Source organism: Nonomuraea sp. WAC 01424 (assembly GCF_003947315.1).
GTDB classification, from domain to species: Bacteria; Actinomycetota; Actinomycetes; order Streptosporangiales; family Streptosporangiaceae; genus Nonomuraea; species Nonomuraea spiralis.
The window spans coordinates 317106-333203 of sequence record NZ_QHHZ01000011.1 but is presented as its reverse complement, the minus strand read 5'-3'; the positions used below and the strand labels follow the sequence as shown (position 1 = coordinate 333203).

The following is a 16098-nucleotide window of genomic DNA, read 5'->3' as shown; positions in this document are numbered from 1 at the left end:
TGCCGAACGCCCCTTGTGGTGCCCTTGTGGCGACTTGCGAGCCGCCGCTGTGGGGCGCGACCCCCATAACCGCCCAATAGTCTGTACGAGTGGGTCTAGAGCAGGAGCTTGCGGGCATCGCCGCGGCATACGGCGGCACGGGCGAACCCGTACGGCACCAGACGCGTACCGACGTGGTCGTGTTACGGATGGGCGAGGTCGTGGTCAAGGCCCACTCCGCCCGCGACGAGGTGGACCCGCTGCGCTTCCGGCTCAGGGCCGCCGCCTCGGCCGCGGTCAGCGGCGTGCTGCTGGCCCCGCTGGAGCCCGAGGTGCTGACGGCGGCGGGCCGCGCGGTCACGGTCTGGCCGACCGGGCGCCCGGTCGGCCACGACGACCCCGCCTCGGCCCCCTGGGAGGAGGGCGCGCGGCTGCTGGCCCGGCTGCACGCCGTCCCCCTCACGCTGGTGCCGCCGATGCCGGCCGCCGGCGGCCCGGCGCGGGCCGCCCGCGCGGTGTCCAGGATGAACGGCGACGGCCCGGTCGAGCAGCTCGTCAGGCACGCGTTCAAGGAGCTGCCCGAGCCCGAGCCGGTGCCCGGCCTGCTCACCCACGGCGACTGGCACCTGGGCCAGCTCGTCTGCCGCGACCGGTGGCTGCTCATCGACGTCGACGACCTGGGCGTCGGCGACCCGGCCTGGGACCTGGCGCGACCGGCCGCCTGGTACGCCGCCGGCCTGCTCGAACCGGCCGTCTGGGAACGTTTCCTGGGCGCCTACCTGGCCTCGGGCGGCCCCGCGCTCGGCCAGGGCGACGATCCCTGGCAGCGGCTCGTCCTGCCCGCTCGGGCGCTGACCGTACAGCTCGCCGCCGTGGCGGTGCTCAACGCCGAGCGCGAGAACCGGGAACTGGACGAGGTGGAACATTCGTTAATCGAATCGTGCAGCAGAATCGTCCGAGCGTGACGGGGGCCGCACGCGGTAGGTTTCAGCCTGAGACCCCGGATCCAAGGAGAGCGACTTAGATGCAGTGCCCGAAGTGCCGCGGCAACATGCGGACATATGAGCGCAACGGCGTCCACATCGAGCAGTGTGACAACTGCCGTGGGATCTTCCTCGACTATGGCGAGCTCGAGACCCTGACCCGTATGGAGTCGCAGTACAACGCCGCTCCCCCGCCTCCCGCCCCCGGCCCGGCCTGGGGTGCTCCCCACCACGGCGGCCACCACTACGGTCACCACCGCCAGCGCAGCTGGGTGGGCATGCTGTTCTCCACCTGATCGTCCTGACACGCGAAAGGGCCGCGCTCCCGCGCGGCCCTTTCGCGTTGCCGGGGGTCGGCGTGCCGGGTCAGCCGGGGAAGTCGTCCGGGTTGACGGGCGCCGTACGGGCGTTGCCGCCGGTGATGGCGTGCAGGGTGATCCGCCAGTCGTGCCAGAGGATCTGGGTGGCGGTGACCGTGGTCTTGAACTTCACCGACTTCTGGAAACGCTCGAAGCTGCACTGCCGGGTGAAGGACTTGTTCTTGCCGTCCCAGTCCACGCCGTGCGTGAAGTAGATCTTGTACGTGCCGTCGCGCACGCCCCTGACCTTGAACTTGGTCCTCTTGCGCACGTACACGGTGAAGGTCTTGCTGCCGCCCTTGACCACGGTGACGACGGCGTCTCGGGTGCCGCCGTTGTCGATCTCCAGGGAGCTGCGGCCGCCCATCGCGGACCTGCGGATGAACGCGCCGTTCTTCAGCCGCCTGTTCTGCTTGCCGCCGGCCTTGACCGTGACGACGTCGGCCGGGTAGTCGCCGGCGCTCTGCAGGGCCTCGCCCGCCTTGTTCAGGGCGGTGAGCTGGGTGCCGACGTCGCTCAGCACGGCCGAGGAGGTGCACAGCTCGCGGCTGCCGACCTTGCCGGCCGTGGAGCCGAGCTCGGTGGCGAAGTCGCGCAGGCTGGTGACGTACGCGTCGTGCTGGGCGCGTACGGCGTCGGGCGGGGTGAGCGCGGCCAGGGCGTCGGCGGCGCCGCTCAGCGCCTGCTCGGCCTTGTCCACGCGCTGGTTGAGCGCCTGGACCCCGCGCGCGCCGGCCATGGCGTTGATCGCGGCGAGCATCGACTTGTGCCTGCTGTCCAGCTCGCCCTTGTACGCCTCCGGCGTCAGGCCGCTCGCGCTCGGGCTGGGACCCGCCGTGGGGTCGCCTCCGGGGTCGCCGCCGGGACCTCCGCCCTTGCCGTCCGCCACGCCGCTGACCTTCGGCTCACCGCCGGTCAGCGGTGGAGGGGAAGAGCAGGCGGCGAGCGTCACCGTCGCCAGGGCGAGAACGCAGGAGATCAACCGGGGTGAAGCCACCTGCCACACTATCGCCCGGTTGATCCCCAGACGTCAATTACGATTCGGCCAGTCCCGCGTCCCGATCCTGTCGCAGCCACCGGGTGATCCCCAGCGTCTCCAGGAACGGCAGGTCATGGCTGGCCACCACGAGCGCGCCCCGGTAGGCCGCCAGCGCCTGGGAGAGCTGGCGCACGCTGGACATGTCCAGGTTGTTCGTCGGCTCGTCCAGCAGGAGGAGCTGCGGCGGCGGGTCGGCCGACAGCAGGGCGGCCAGGGTGGCGCGGAAACGTTCGCCGCCCGACAGCGTGCCCACGGGCTGGTCGGCCCGCTCGCCCCGGAACAGGAAGCGGGCCAGCCGCGCCCGTACGTCGTTGACCGAGGCCGACGGCGCCACCGCCCGGACGTTGTCCACCACGCTCAGCGTGTCGTCGAGCACGTCGAGCCGTTGCGGCAGGTACCGCACCGGGACGTGCGCGCCGTGCTCGACGATCCTCCTGAGCAGGGTGGTCTTGCCCGAGCCGTTGGGACCGAGCAGCGCGATGCGCTCGGGGCCCCGGACGACCAGCCGGTCGAGGACCTTGACCCGCTCCCCGTCGGCCCCGTCGTCCCCGTCGTCCGGCCGGCCGGGCGGCGGGTCGAGGGGCAGGGTCAGCAGGGTCCGGCCGGCCGGGACGGCGGTGCCGGGCGGGTCGACGCGGATCTCGGCGTCGTCCCGTACGGCCAGTTCGGCCTCGGTCAGCCTCTCCCTGGCATCCTCCAGGCGTTCCTGGTGCAGCGCGCGGTGCTTGCCCGCCGACACCTGGGCCTTCATCTTCAGCCCGTTGGCGACGATCTTGGGCACCTTCTTGTTCTCGAACGCCTTCCGCGCGTTGCGCCTGCGCCGGTCGAGCTTGGTCCTGGCCTCGATCAGCTCGCGCTGCTGCCGCCGTACCTCGCCCTCGGCGGTCCGGACCGTGCGCTCGGCCGCCTCCTGCTCGGCGGCGAGCCGTTCCTCGTAGTCGGCGAGGTTGCCGCCGTACAGGTGCACGGCGCCGTCGCGCAGGTCGGCGATCTGGTCGACGAGGTCGAGCAGCGCCCGGTCGTGGCTGACCACCACCAGCACGCCCGGCCAGGCGGCGACCGCGGCGTACAACCGCCGTCGCGCGTCCAGGTCGAGGTTGTTGGTGGGCTCGTCGAGCAGCAGCACGCCGGGACGCTTCAGGAGTTGCGCGGCCAGCGCGACCATGACGGCCTCGCCGCCGGACAGCGTCGCCACCGTACGGTCGAGCCCGACGTGGTCGAGCCCGAGCCGGTCGAGCTCGGCCCCGGCGCGCTCCTCGACGTCCCAGTCGTCCCCGAGGGCGGTGAAGTGCTCCTCGGCGACGTCGCCGCCCTCGATGGCGTGCAGCGCGGCCCGCTTCCCGCTGATCTCCAGCAGGTCGGACACGGTACGGCCGCCCTCCAGCGGCACGTTCTGCGGCAGGTACCCCACCTCGCCGGTGACCGAGACCGAGCCGGAGCCCGGCGTCAGCTCCCCGGCGATGACCTTGAGCAGGGTGGACTTGCCCGACCCGTTCACCCCGATGAGCCCGGTACGCCCGGCGGGGAAGGCGGCGTCGAGCCGGTCGAGCACCCTGGTCCCGTCGGGCCAGCCGAAGGACACGTGATCGACGACAATAGAAAAAGACATAAGGCGGCTCCCATCACAAAACCCGAAATTTCGTGACTTGGCGGGAAACACCGCTGCGCACACAGCGAACCGGACAGCCGGAGCTGGAAGGAGGGCGAGGAGGTCGCCGAGGCTCAGGTGTGCGCGCGACGCCCAGGACAGGGCGGAAAGGCGCGGTGCCCGCTGCCTCAGATCCTCACGTCAACTGCCCCCATGGGTCGGCGATACGACCCGGGCATTCTACCCATATCACAGCCGTCGGGCAAGGTCCCGCGCCCGATGGGCGGCCACGTTGACCCGGTTCGCGCAGGTCAGCGAGCAGAACCGGCGGCGCCCGTTGCGTGAGGTGTCCACGTAGACGATCTCGCACCCCTGCCGGTCGCAGCGCCCCAGCCGCCGCCCGTCGGAGAAGCACACCGCCATGGCCAGCCCGCCCGCGGTGGTGTCCTTGGCCCTGGAGACGATGTCGGCCTCGGTCGAGAAGAAGTGCAGGTGAGGCTCCAGCCCGTCGTGCGTGCTGATGTGCGGTTTCGAGGCGGTGATCTCCAGCAGCTCGTTGATCAGCCGTACCTGCGCGCCGGTGTCGGGCTCGCCGAACACGGGCGCGAGGCGGCGCGCCCAGGCCGCCAGCTCCGCGGCCTGCGCCGGGGTGACGTCCGTGCGCCACATGGCGTTGGCCGTGAGCGTCTCCCGTACGGCGGCCGGGCTGAAGTCGTCCGCGTTGACCAGTGCCGCCGCGAGTTCGGCCCCGTTGCCGCCGTAAGTGTTGAAATGCATAAGGTCATTACATCAGGTTGGAGTCATGCATCCCGGAGAGCCGCACGACCCCTTCGCCCTGACCCTCGTCTCCTCCCACCGCACGTCCGAGGGCCTGGTGAGCTACCTGCGCTGCGCCTGCGGCGCGTGGGAGGTGCGTACGACCGCGACGGTCGCGTACGCCGCCCCGCGCCAGGGCGGCGGCCGGCCGATCAAGGGCATCGACTGACCCGGCGCACTCGTCCTAGAGTCGGCAGCACACCCCTCAGGAGGTCAGGCATGTCCAGCATTCCCTCCCTGCTGCGCGACCGGATCGCGGCCACCCCCGACGCCGAGGCCTACCGGGTGCCGTCGGACGACACATGGGTCTCGATGTCGTGGCGGGAGGTCGGCGACCGGGTCCGGGGGCTGGCGCTGGGGCTGTCCGGGCTCGGCGCGGGGCCCGGCCGGCGCGTGTCGATCCTCTGCTCGACCCGGCTCGAATGGATCCTCGCCGACCTGGCCGTGTTGTCCACGGGCGCGGCCACGACCACGATCTACCCGTCGAACACGGCCGCCGAGTGCGCCTTCGTCGTCACCGACTCCGGCAGCACGATCGTCATCGCCGAGAACGACGAGCAGGTGGCCAAGCTCAGGTCCGTACAGAAGGAGCTGCCCGACGTCACCCACGTGGTCGTCGTCGACGGCTCCCCCAGCGACGACGGCTGGGTGGTCACCCTCGACTCGGTCAGCGGCGGCGAGGGCGACTACGACGCCCTGGTGGACGCCATCTCCCAGGACGACCTGGCCACGCTCATCTACACCTCCGGCACCACCGGCCGCCCCAAGGGCGTCGAGCTGACCCACGACAACTGGTTGTTCGCGGCCGGCTCGGTCCGCGAGATCGACCTCATCACCCCGGACGACCTGCACTTCCTGTGGCTGCCGCTGTCCCACTCGTTCGGCAAGCTGCTGGAGGTCGTGATGATCGACATCGGCGTGCCGACGGCGATCGACGGCCGCCTCGACCGCATCGCCGACAACCTCGGCGCGCTGCGCCCGACGGTGATGGCCGCCGCGCCGCGGATCTTCGAGAAGATCCACAACACCGTCGTCGCCACCGTGCGCCGCGAGGGCGGCATCAAGTTGCGGATCTTCGAGTGGGCGCGGGAGACCGGCATCAGGGTCAGCAGGGCACGTCAGCGCGAGGCGGCCGTCCCGCTCACCACCCGGGTCGAGCACGCGCTGGCCGACCGCCTGGTCTTCGCCAAGCTGCGGGCCCGGTTCGGCGGCCGGATCCGCTTCTTCATCTCCGGGGCCGCGCCGCTGTCGCGGGACGTCGCCGAGTTCTTCGACGGCGCCGGGCTGACGATCCTGGAGGGCTACGGCCTGACCGAGTCCTCGGCGGGCAGCTTCCTCAACCGGCCCGAGTCGGTACGGTTCGGCACGGTCGGCCCGCCCCTGCCCGGCACCCAGGTCCGCATCGCCGACGACGGCGAGATCCTCATCGGCGGGCGCGGCGTGATGCGCGGCTATCACGGCCTGCCGCGGGAGACGTCCGAGACGCTGGAGGACGGCTGGCTGCGCACCGGCGACATCGGTGAGCTCGACCAGGCCGGCCGGCTGCTCATCACCGACCGCAAGAAGGAGCTGATCAAGACCTCCGGCGGCAAGTACGTCGCGCCCACCCACCTGGAGGGCCGCATCAAGGCCGCCTGCCCGTTCGCCTCGCACGTGTTCGTGCACGGCGACCGCCGCAACTACGTGACCGCGCTGGTCACCCTCGACATGGACGTGGTGCGCCCGTGGGCCGAGGCCGAGTCGCTGCCGGCCGACCCCGAGGCGCTGCGCGGGCACCCGCGTATGCGCGAGGAGGTCGACCGGGCGATCCGGCAGGTCAACGCCGACCAGGCGAGCTACGCCACGGTCAAGAAGTTCGCGATCCTGGCCGAGGACTTCACCGTGGAGACGGGCGAGCTCACCGCCAGCCTCAAGATCAGGCGCAAGGCCGTCGAGGAACGCCACGCCGAAACCCTGAACGCCTTCTACGCCGACTGACGACGGGCCCGTCGACCGGCCCCGGTGACGGCCGGGGGCCGGCCTGTCCGCGGCCTCGGGCTCAGGCGTGGCCCGAGGGCTTGCGGAACCGGTCGATCAGCGCCGTGTAGCCCTCGCCGCCGCGCCCGGCGGCGACCGCCTCGGCGGCCAGGGCCCGGATGAAGCGCGGCAGCCCGGCGTCCACGCCGTGCGACTCGCTCTCCTGGACGAGGTGTTCCATGGCGGCCAGGTGGGTGTCGAGGGTGGAGTCGGCGGCCGGGTGCACGCCGTCGTCGATCTGCCGCGCGTACCCGGCCAGCCAGCCGGCCACGGTCTCGATCCCGTTCCTGGCGACCGGGGCGAACGCCGTGGCCTCCACCCCGGCCGCGCCGAGCAGCGCGGCCCCCTGGAGGAAGCCGTTCAGGATGTTCCACATCAGGCTCAGCACGCCGACGTCGTACAGCGCCGACAGGCCGTGGTCGGCCCCGAGGTACGTCGCCGTGCCGCCCAGGCTGCCCAGCGCCTGCTCGTGCAGGTCGAAGGCCGCCCGGGGGCCGCTGTAGAGGACGGCGGCGTCCGGGGTGCCGATGGCGTCGGGGATGGCCATGATCGCGCCGTCGAGGTAGGTCCCGCCCTGCCGCTCCACCCAGGCGGCGGTGTCGCGGGCCTCGGCGGAGGTGCCCGAGGTGAGGTTGACCACCACCCGGCCGTCCAGGACGTCGCCCAGCGGGCCGAGGACCTCGTGCACGGCGTCGTACCCGGTCAGGCAGACGAGCACGAGCGGCGCGGCGGCCACCGCGTCCCGGGCCGAGCCGGCCCGCGTGGCGCCGCCGGCGGCCAGCCGGTCGGCCTTGGCCGCCGTACGGTTCCAGACGGTCGTCGGGTGGCCCTCGCGCAGGAACGCCCCGGCCAGCGCCTCCCCCATCAGGCCCAGGCCCAGGACGGTCACGGGGGTACGCGGATTCTTCGTCATCACAGTGCTCTCCAAGGTGGTTCGGCAGCTATGGAAGAATCGTCAACGTTGAGACCGGTATGAAGGTCAAGGGGGACGACCGTGCTGATCGGGGATCTGAGCCGCCGGACCGGCGTCCGCGCGCACCAGCTCCGCTACTACGAGGCCCAGGGCCTGCTGGAGCCCGACCGCCGGGCCAGCGGCTACCGCGAGTACTCCGACGAGGCCGTCCTGACCGTGGGCCAGATCAGGAAGCTGCTCGACGCCGGGCTGTCGACCGAGGACATCGCGTACCTGCTGCCGTGCGTCACCGGCCCCGCGCCCGACCTCGTCCCCTGCCCGGAGCTCCTCGACACCCTGCGCGCCCGGCTGAGCGGCCTCGACGAGCAGATCGACACCCTCACCCGGTCCCGCCGGGCCCTGCGCGCCTACCTGGAGACCACCGAACGGCGCGCGCCCGGCGAGCAGCCGGCCTGAGCGCGCGCCGGAAGGCGGTCAGCAGGACAGGTTGCCTCCGGGGGCGACCCCGAGGATCTGGGTGAAGCGCTGGTAGGCGTTGATCCGGCTCTGGACCTGGCCCGGGTTGCCGCCGTTGCACTCCAGGCTGCCGTTGATGCTGCGGATCGTCTCGCCGAACCCGCGGCTGTTGACCATGGCGGCGTGCGGCGTCATGGTGCCGGGGCCGTTCTGGGTCATCCAGTACCACAGGGCGGTCTTCCAGGCCACGGACGCGTTCCGTTCCACCTGCCAGGGGTCGTTCAGCAGGTTGATGCCGAGGGCGTCGCCGGCCGCCTTGTAGTTGAAGTTCCAGCTCAGCTGGATGGGTCCGCGGCCGTAGTAGGCGGCCTGGCCGGCGGGGCACCCGTACGGCTGGCTCGCGTCGCAGTAGTGCGGGTAGTTGGCGGTGTTCTGCTCGACGATGTACACCAGCCCGCCGGTCTCGTGGTTGACGTTGGCCAGGAACGCGGCGGCCTCCTGCTTCCTGACGGTGTCGGAGCCGGTCCCGGCGAAGGCGGGGAAGGCGGCGATCGCCGTGGTCAGGCCGCTGTAGCTGTAGAAGGAGTTGCGGCCGGGGAACATCTGGTCGAACTGCGCCTGGCTCACCACGAAGCCTCCCGGGTCCGGCGGGTCGGTCGGCCCGCCGCCGCCACCGCAGGCGTACGGGCCCCAGTACCAGGTGCTGATCACCGGGTCGTAGCCGGGATTGTCGTGGACGGCGATGTAGTACTTGCCGTCGGTGTACCGCACGATGCTGCCGGTGGCGTACCACTGGCCGGCCACCCAGTTGGGGTGGTCGCAGCCCGGGGTGGGCGTGCCGCCGCCGCAGGCGCCCTGGTCGGCCCAGACGGCCGCGCTGCCCGGGGTCTCGTTCTGCGTCCACCACTTGGCCGACCAGTTGTGCCCGCCGCGGGACACCACGGCGCCGCCGTTGTAGACGGTCGAGGCGCTCCATGGTGTCGCGCAGGCGGCCGCCCCGGCCGGCGGGGCCGGGACGACGACCGAGAACAGGCCCGCCACCACCAGCGCGGCGGCGAACAGCGTCAGGCTCCGTCGCACCAGATCACATCCCTTCGCGGAATCTCTTAAGAAAGTTTCCTAAGAGTTAGCGCGATGGTGACATGCCCGCCAGGGCCCGGCAAGGCCCAAAGTCAAGCCCGGAGTCAAGCCGGGAATCAAGCCGGGCGTCAGAGCACCCGCCTGGCCCCCGGCAACGAACGGACCGCGTACGCCAGCGCCCAGCACAGCGGCAACGACAGCGCCAGCACGAGGGCGAACTTGACGATCGCCGCCGCGTGCAGCCCTTGCACCGCCCAGGCCACGGCGACCAGCACCAGCGGGTGGATGACGTAGACCGCGTAGGCGTGCTCGGACAGGAACCTGCCGCGCGGCCCCTGCCGGTCGAACCGCTCCCTGAACAACACCGCCAGCCCGACGATCATCCCGACGGCGACCACGGACTCCCACAGCGCCATGACCGCCGACGCCACCAGGCCCGTGGTCATGCCCGACAGCGGCAGCAGCACCACGCTCGCGACACCCGTGGCGACGAACCCGGCGGTGCCCGCCCGCCTGGGCAGCGCCTCGAACCAGCCGCGCCGGAAGGCGGCCAGGGCGGCCACGAACATGGCCGCGTACTGCGGCAGGAAGTAGGGCGTAGGCAGCCCCAGCACCGGCACGTACGTGCCCTGCGGCACCGGGATGCGCCACAGGACGGTGACCGCCGCCAGTCCGGCGGTGAACAGCACGACCCCCTTGAGGGTGAGCGCGCCGCCCGCCCTCTGCCCGCCGGACCGGCCGAGCCGCCGCCACCAGGCGTACAGCAGGGCGAAGACGATCAGCACCTCGACGAACCACATGGGCCCCGGGTCCCAGGACGCCAGATAGAACTTCCAGTACGGGATGCCGTGGTCGCCGAGCGTGACCAGCGGCCGCAGCACCAGCAGGAAGACCAGCAACGGCACCCCGAGCCTGACCAGCCGGTCGCGGACGAACGCGCGCCCGCCCTTGCGGTCGTGGGAGCCGGGGGTGAAGAAGCCGGAGATGAGGAAGAAGAACCCCATGAAGAACGCCTGGTTGAAGACCACCAGGATGTCCAGCACCGTGCCCGAGGGGTCCTGGGCCGGTTCGGTGTAGTACCACATCGGGATGTTGCCGTAGGTGACGGCGACGTGGTGGGCGACGACCAGCGCGGTCAGCGCCACGCGCAGGTTGTCGATCGCGAGGAGCCTCGTCCGGGTGACGGTCGTCATCGTCTGCATGCCCTCTCGAACAGGTCGGCCAGCTCCGCGGCGTGCGCGTCGAGGTCGTGGTCGGGGTTCGCCACCCAGTAGGCGAACATGTTGTCGATGGCGGAGGAGTGGGTGACGGCCATGACGCGCCGGTCGAAGTCGCGGAACTCGCCGGTGCGCTGGCCGTAGGCGTAGATCTGCTCCATCGCCTGATAGAGCTCCTCGTTGGCCTTGACGCCGTAGCGCGGCTGCCCGTCGGCGGTGCGCAGGTTGTAGAAGATCTCGCCGAGGGCCTTGAGCCGTGTGCGGTGGTCGCGCATGTGCTCGGCGACCGCGAGGATCTGCGTCCGCAGCATCGCGGTGGGGCCTTCGACGCCCTCGACCCGCGCCATGACGTGCGCGGCGATCTCGCCGTAGACGCTGTTGACCACCTCCTCCATCAGCTCTTCCTTGCCGGCGAAGTGGTAGGAGATGACGCCCTTGCTGATGCCCGCGTGCTGGGCGATGCGCGCCAGCGACGCCTGGGCGAACCCGACCTCGGCGATCACTTCCACGGCCGAGGCGATGATCTGCGCCCGCCTGGCCTCCTCGATGAACGACCGCGATTTCTGGCCGCTCGATTGATTTTCTGACCGCATGGCCAAAATCTAGCACACTCGGCCAGACGGCTCGATGGCGAGGCCTCAGGACAGGCGGCTTCGGTAGACCTCTCTGGCCTGGTCGAGCAGGGCGACGTCGTCGGCGAGCTGGCCGGTGGTGGCCAGGCGGGCGTGCGACCTGATCAGCTCCTCCAGCAGGTCCAGCCATTCCAGGCACCAGAGCACGTCCTCCCGCCTGGCGACCCGGCGGCCGGCCACGTCCACGTGGACGGGGCTGGTCAGGGCGTAGCCGGTGCCGGTCATCGTGCGCGGGTGCGGGTCGCACACGACCTCGGCCATCACGTACGTCGGCTCGTCCACGCGCAGCTCGGCCGTCACGGTCAGCCGCTCCTCGCCGTCCGGGCGCCGCTCGTCGGCGAGCAGCCGTTCCGCGCCCGCGCGCACGCCCTCGGCCGTACGGATGCGCACGGCGGCCACCTCAGGACCGATCGCGGTGGCGGTGACGCGGACGTGGTCGCCGGGGCGGGCGTCGACGACGTCGCCGGGGCCGTACCCGTCCACCGAAAGCTCCAGCCAGGGGCCGGTGGTGGCGAACGTGCGGCCGGCCCGTACCGCGTCGGCGAACGTCCGGGCGCTCAGCCCGCCCTCGACGCGGGCGTACACACGGGCCCAGCCGGGCGGGTTGGACTGGTTGTCCGAACGGGTGAAGGAGATCATCGAGTCGGTCCCGGCGGTGACAGCCAGCCGGTTGCCCGCGCCGATCAGCCGCCGGTAGACGGCCGCGGTGGACGCGATCGAGGCGTGGGTGAGCACGTCGAGGCTGTCCACCAGGCCGAGCGCGGCGTCGGCGACCAGCTCGCGGGCGGCGCAGTTGCGCGGCACCGGGGAGACGACGGCCTTGGGCGGGTCGCCGTCGCCGACCGGGACGGAGAAGGGATGGCTGTAGCCGAGAACCGCGCCGAGGCCGCGCAGCTCCCGCAGCCCGTCGGCGTTCGGCGGCCAGTCGGCGTCGCCGTCGAAGCCGGTGTGGAAGCGGCCCGGCGCGCGGTCCGGGGCGAAGGCGTAGACGTGGCCGAGCAGGTCGTTGCGGTACTCGACGCCCATGCGCGCCACGTGCGTGGCGTCGGACCAGGGCAGGTCCATCCCGGCCCAGTGGTCGAGGGCTTCCCGGTCGTAGACGCGGGCGCCGGAGACGTTGCCGGCCAGCAGGTTCAGCACGTGCAGGTCCTCGCCGTGCTGGGCGGCGGCGGCGTCGGCGGGCCCGCCGGCCACGTCGCCCGCCCAGTTGAGGTGGACGTGCAGGTCGCCGCCGTACCAGCCGCGGGCGGCGGCGTCGTAGAGGCGTTGCGGGGCGATCCGGACCACGCGCTCCTCGCCGGGGTCGAGGGTGAGCTCCAGGGCGGACTCGGCGTACTCCATGCCTCTCGTGACGGTGATCGTCAGGGGCTCGGCCGGGACGTCGAGCGTGAGGCCATCGCCATGGAAGTACGGCCTGCCGTGGTAGTCGTGGCGGCTGGGGAAGCCGGGCGGGTACCAGCCGCGGCCGTCCCGGGAGGCGACGCTCCACCGGCACGGCTCCCCCGCCACCAGGGTGAGCCGGGCGGCGGGCATCAAGCGCAGCAGGAGGTCGAGCCGGACGCGCCGCCCGTCGGCCACGATCACGCTGTCGTCGTCGGCCTCGACCAGCCAGGCGCCGTGGGGGGCCAGCTCCCGGTGGGCGTCGTCCACGGTGACCGGGCAGGGGGTGTCGCGGGCGGAGTCGACGAGCAGGAAGATCTTCTCCTCGCCGCGTCCGGGCGGCGGCGGGACGGCGGGCGCGGGGGCCGCCGGGGTCAGGACCGTTCTCGACGCGCCCCGCAGCTCGATCCCCTCCGGCCCGATCCGCAGCGCGACCAGGTGCGGCGGCAGCTCGCCGTCGAGGGCGACGCCGAGCACCCGGTCGAAGTCGGCCTCGGCCAGGTGGGGGCCGAGCCGGTCGATCGGCTCGCCCGGGTGCAGCCGGGCGGCCTCCTCGAAGGCCAGGCGCCAGAACGTGCCGACCCGCGCGGGCGGCAACACCCGGCGCCTGGCGAAGAACCTCACGTAGTGGATCTCGGGTTCGCCCCAGGTGATGCCGTGCCCGGCCAGCAGTCCGGCGTACTCCTCCAGGGCCCCGGCGACTGTCTCGGGCAACATCGGTTCCGCACACATCGCGCTTCTCCCCACGTCGGTTGCGGGACATCGTGACATGTCCCACACAATGTGTAGATCGGCGATGACTCTGCGGATATGGATATTTCTGCCCGGGGCGCAAGTCTGTTCATCCCGGGGTGGAGACAACCCCGGGATCGCCGCCGGGTCAGGGGCGCTTGAACACCGACAGCAGGCGGTCGGCGGCGAGCGACGGGGTCAGCTCCCCCGCCAGCACCTCCCGTTCGACCTCCGCCGTGATCGCCGCCACCTCGGGGTCGTGGCGCAGTTCGGCGAGCAGGCGGTCGCGTACCAGGGTCCAGGTCCACTGGACCTGCTGGCTTCGGCGCTTGGCGGCCAGGTCGAGCGCGTCCTGATGGGCCAGGACCCGCCGCCACAACTCCTCCAGGCCGTCCCCGGTCAGGCCGCTGCAGGTCAGTACGGGTGGCGGCCCGAAGCCGGGACGCGGGTCCGAACGCAACATGCGCAGCGCCCCGGCCAGTTCCCTGGCCGCCTTCCTGGCCGCGAGCCCGTGCTCGCCGTCGGCCTTGTTGACCGCGATCACGTCGGCCAGCTCCAGCACGCCCTTCTTGATCCCCTGGAGCTGGTCACCGGTACGGGCCAGCGTCAGCAGCAGGAACGTGTCCACCATGTCGGCCACGGCGGTCTCCGACTGCCCGACCCCGACGGTCTCGACCAACACCACGTCGAACCCGGCGGCCTCCACGACCACCATGGCCTCCCTGGTCGCCTTCGTGACGCCGCCGAGCGTGCCGGAGGTCGGCGACGGGCGGATGAACGCGGCCGGGTCGGCAGACAGCCGGGCCATGCGGGTCTTGTCGCCGAGGATGCTGCCGCCCGTCCTGGTCGAGGAGGGATCGACGGCCAGCACGGCCACCTTGTGCCCCTGGCCGGTGAGGTACGTGCCGAGCGCGTCGATGAACGTGGACTTCCCCACCCCCGGCACGCCCGAGACACCGACCCGGCGGGCCCGTCCGGACAGCGGGGTGAGCTCGACGAGCAGCCGTTGGGCCAGTGCCATGTGGTCGGGCCTGGTCGACTCGACCAGCGTGATCGCGCGGGCGATCCACGTACGGGAGCCTGCCCGTACACCTTGGGCGTAGTCCTCCAGCGAGCGCACCCGGTTCACCCCTTTCATCTGCATGATCAGCCTAACTTCTGACAAGTCTTGATATTTGCCAGTAAGGTGCTGGAGTTCTGATCACAGCCGTCACAGGAGTCACTCCCCTCATGCCCAACGTCGAACCCCTCCGCGAGGGCGACCCGGCAGCGGTGGGACCCTACCGGCTGGCCGGGCGGCTGGGCGCGGGCGGCCACGGTGTGGTCTACCTCGCGCGCGGCCGCGACGGCGGTCCGGTGGCCGTCAAGGTGCTGGCCGAGGGCGTGACCGCCGGCGAGGCGTTCGCCAGGGAGATCGCCGCCGCGCGCGGTGTGGAGCCGTCCTGCGTGGCGCAGGTGCTCGACGCCTCGGCCAGAGGGCGGCCGTACATCGTGACCGAGTACGTGGACGGGCGCTCGTTGCAGGAGGCCGGAGGGCCGCGCGGCGGGGCGGAGCTGCAGCGGCTGGCGGTGGCGACCGCGACGGCGCTGGCCGCCGTGCATCAGGCGGGCGTCGTGCACCGGGACTTCAAGCCGGCCAACGTGCGGCGCGGGCCGGGCGGGCCGCGGGTGACCGATTTCGGCATGTCCGCGGCGTTCGGGGCGGGGGTGACGGCGACCGGCACCATCACGGGGACGCCGGCGTACATGGCGCCCGAGCAGCTCTCGGGGCGGCGGGCGGGCACGCCGGCGGACGTGTTCGCGTGGGCCTCGGTGATCGTGTTCGCCGCGACGGGGGTGCCGCCGTTCGGCGACGACTCGCTGCCCGCGGTGATCAACCGCATCCTGCACGACGAACCCCGTACCGGTGACCTGCCGCAACCGCTGCTCGACGCGGTGCTCGACTGCCTGGCCAAGGACCCGGAGCGGCGACCGGCCATGCGGGACGTGCTCCTCCGCCTGCTCGGCGGCCCGCCGGCCGCCGCTCCCCGCGCGGCTTCGTACGAGACGCCCGCGGTGGTCCGCCCTCCGGCGATCCCCGGCATGCGCCTGGTCGCGGGCGGCCCCCCGGCGATGCCCGCTCCCCTGCCGGAGCGCCCCGATCCGCAGCCGGCGGCCCCGCACGACTTCGGGCCGCCGCCTCCACGCCTTCACCCCGACGGCCCGCACCTCCCCGAACCGCACTTCACCGAACCGGGTGTCCCTGAGCCGCACCTCACCGACTCCCGGTTGTCCGAGGCCGACACCCTCGGGGAGGCCGAGCCGCAGGAGCACGTGCCGGAACCGGCCGGTCCGGGGGCGCGGCGTCCGGGCCGGGTGCGCAGGCGGGTGAAGACGGCGATGGTGGCCGGGGTTTCCGGGGTGTCCGTGCTGGTGCTGGCGGGCGCGATCGTGTGGCTCACACCCTCGACGCCCACGCCGACGGCCGGCGACGCGGCGGACGCCGCCGGCGCCCCCGCCACGACCGGGGCCGCCTCGCCCACGTCACGCCCGAGGCGCACCCGTACGAGCGGGCCGGAGCCGCAGTCGGAGAGCACCCCGAGCCCGCTCCCCGACCTCCTCACCCTGGGCTCCCTACGCCCCTCCGGCGGCACCAGGAACGGCGACTGCTGGGACGGCGCGGTACGCCTCCAGGCCGCGGTGGCCAGGACCGGCGACCCGGTCACCCTCCAGTACGCCTGGATCATCGACGGCGCGGTCACCACCCGCTCCTCGGCCACGGTGACCGAGAACGGCCGGCGCTACCTGACCTCCCCGAGCACCCTGACGAGCTCCGGACCCCACACCGTCACGCTGCGGATCACCGCCCCGGTCACCCGGCAGCGCACCATCGAAGTCACCCTCTGCGACGACACTCCGCTCTGACCCC

15 protein-coding genes are annotated in these 16098 nt (G+C 72.3%); 6 read left to right on the top strand and 9 right to left on the bottom strand.

Annotation, left to right across the window (positions count from 1 at the left end):
• Window positions 1–89: 89 nt before the first annotated feature.
• Window positions 90–944 (top strand): phosphotransferase, encoded by an 855-nt coding sequence (locus DMB42_RS30010; RefSeq protein ID WP_125638845.1) that lies wholly within the window; start codon window positions 90–92, stop codon window positions 942–944.
• A gap of 59 nt (window positions 945–1003) precedes the next feature.
• On the top strand, window positions 1004–1258 hold the full coding sequence (locus DMB42_RS30005; RefSeq protein WP_125638842.1) for a zf-TFIIB domain-containing protein: 255 nt from the start codon (window positions 1004–1006) through the stop codon (window positions 1256–1258).
• 70 nt (window positions 1259–1328) lie between these two features.
• Here the strand turns inward: DMB42_RS30005 and DMB42_RS30000 are convergent, their stop codons facing one another.
• The 3 genes from DMB42_RS30000 to DMB42_RS29990 all read right to left on the bottom strand — a co-directional run bounded on the left by DMB42_RS30000 (window position 1329) and on the right by DMB42_RS29990 (window position 4725).
• Window positions 1329–2318, bottom strand: coding sequence for a hypothetical protein (locus DMB42_RS30000; RefSeq protein WP_125638840.1), 990 nt, complete (start codon window positions 2316–2318; stop codon window positions 1329–1331).
• A gap of 37 nt (window positions 2319–2355) precedes the next feature.
• On the bottom strand, window positions 2356–3969 hold the full coding sequence (locus DMB42_RS29995) for an ABC-F family ATP-binding cassette domain-containing protein (RefSeq protein WP_125638837.1): 1614 nt from the start codon (window positions 3967–3969) through the stop codon (window positions 2356–2358).
• Window positions 3970–4197: 228 nt separating this feature from the next.
• Complete coding sequence (locus DMB42_RS29990; RefSeq protein ID WP_125638834.1) at window positions 4198–4725, bottom strand: CGNR zinc finger domain-containing protein; 528 nt, start codon at window positions 4723–4725, stop codon at window positions 4198–4200.
• Between the two features lie 25 nt (window positions 4726–4750).
• On the opposite strand from DMB42_RS29990, the gene DMB42_RS29985 reads away from it, so the two are divergent.
• Both DMB42_RS29985 and DMB42_RS29980 read left to right on the top strand, forming a co-directional pair.
• Window positions 4751–4933, top strand: coding sequence for a hypothetical protein (locus tag DMB42_RS29985; protein WP_125638831.1), 183 nt, complete (start codon window positions 4751–4753; stop codon window positions 4931–4933).
• A gap of 50 nt (window positions 4934–4983) precedes the next feature.
• Window positions 4984–6741 (top strand): long-chain fatty acid--CoA ligase, encoded by a 1758-nt coding sequence (locus DMB42_RS29980; protein ID WP_125638829.1) that lies wholly within the window; start codon window positions 4984–4986, stop codon window positions 6739–6741.
• Window positions 6742–6802: 61 nt separating this feature from the next.
• On the opposite strand, the gene DMB42_RS29975 is transcribed toward DMB42_RS29980, so the two are convergent.
• Window positions 6803–7693, bottom strand: coding sequence for an NAD(P)-dependent oxidoreductase (locus tag DMB42_RS29975; protein ID WP_125638826.1), 891 nt, complete (start codon window positions 7691–7693; stop codon window positions 6803–6805).
• Window positions 7694–7774: 81 nt separating this feature from the next.
• Between DMB42_RS29975 and DMB42_RS29970 the strand changes: the two genes are divergently transcribed.
• Window positions 7775–8149 carry a MerR family transcriptional regulator gene (locus DMB42_RS29970; RefSeq protein ID WP_125638824.1) on the top strand — a complete coding sequence of 125 codons (375 nt, stop codon included), beginning with the start codon at window positions 7775–7777 and terminating at the stop codon, window positions 8147–8149.
• A gap of 18 nt (window positions 8150–8167) precedes the next feature.
• Here the strand turns inward: DMB42_RS29970 and DMB42_RS29965 are convergent, their stop codons facing one another.
• The 5 genes from DMB42_RS29965 to meaB form a co-directional block, all read right to left on the bottom strand.
• The gene (locus DMB42_RS29965; protein WP_260478029.1) at window positions 8168–9229 is read right to left on the bottom strand and encodes a glycoside hydrolase family 19 protein; all 1062 of its coding nucleotides are present in this window, start codon (window positions 9227–9229) and stop codon (window positions 8168–8170) included.
• Between the two features lie 128 nt (window positions 9230–9357).
• Window positions 9358–10431, bottom strand: a complete 1074-nt coding sequence (locus DMB42_RS29960; RefSeq protein ID WP_125638819.1) for an acyltransferase — start codon at window positions 10429–10431, stop codon at window positions 9358–9360.
• Window positions 10419–11039, bottom strand: coding sequence for a TetR/AcrR family transcriptional regulator (locus DMB42_RS29955; RefSeq protein ID WP_125638816.1), 621 nt, complete (start codon window positions 11037–11039; stop codon window positions 10419–10421). The genes DMB42_RS29960 and DMB42_RS29955 overlap by 13 nt, the downstream gene beginning before the upstream one ends.
• 45 nt (window positions 11040–11084) lie before the next feature.
• The gene (locus tag DMB42_RS29950) at window positions 11085–13175 is read right to left on the bottom strand and encodes a CehA/McbA family metallohydrolase (RefSeq protein WP_260478028.1); all 2091 of its coding nucleotides are present in this window, start codon (window positions 13173–13175) and stop codon (window positions 11085–11087) included.
• A 163-nt stretch (window positions 13176–13338) separates the two neighbouring features.
• Window positions 13339–14328 (bottom strand): methylmalonyl Co-A mutase-associated GTPase MeaB, encoded by a 990-nt coding sequence (gene meaB, locus DMB42_RS29945; protein WP_125638811.1) that lies wholly within the window; start codon window positions 14326–14328, stop codon window positions 13339–13341.
• Window positions 14329–14420: 92 nt separating this feature from the next.
• Between meaB and DMB42_RS29940 the strand changes: the two genes are divergently transcribed.
• A complete protein-coding gene (locus tag DMB42_RS29940; protein ID WP_125638809.1) occupies window positions 14421–16094 on the top strand; it encodes a serine/threonine-protein kinase in 1674 nt (557 codons plus the stop codon).
• The last annotated feature ends 4 nt before the right edge of the window (window positions 16095–16098 follow it).